This window comes from Peptacetobacter sp. AB800 (assembly GCF_047807365.1).
Lineage (GTDB): Bacteria > Bacillota > Clostridia > Peptostreptococcales > Peptostreptococcaceae > Peptacetobacter.
In genome coordinates, this window is record NZ_JBLOUI010000146.1 from 1 (window position 1) to 214 (window position 214).

The following is a 214-nucleotide window of genomic DNA, read 5'->3' on the forward strand; positions in this document are numbered from 1 at the left end:
AAAATATTAAAAAATCACTTCGAAGAATTTAAACTAAAATATTGGAATAAAGTTAGAAGAGAAATGAGAGAACAGATAGAAAATACTGTGACAAAAGCTTTAAATTGTGGAGAGGAGTATATTCAAGGATTCACTTGTAAAAGTAAATTTTGTACAAAATGTGGTAGAAAATATTCTATGGAATGGGCAGAAAAACAGGTAGAAAATATGATTG

At 27.1% G+C, this 214-nt stretch carries 1 protein-coding gene; it reads left to right on the forward strand.

Going from position 1 to position 214, the window contains the following annotated elements; genetic code table 11:
- Nucleotides 1-214 (forward strand): transposase zinc-binding domain-containing protein (locus ACK2WN_RS12500; RefSeq protein ID WP_416155715.1); only part of this gene is annotated, 214 nt, incomplete at both ends.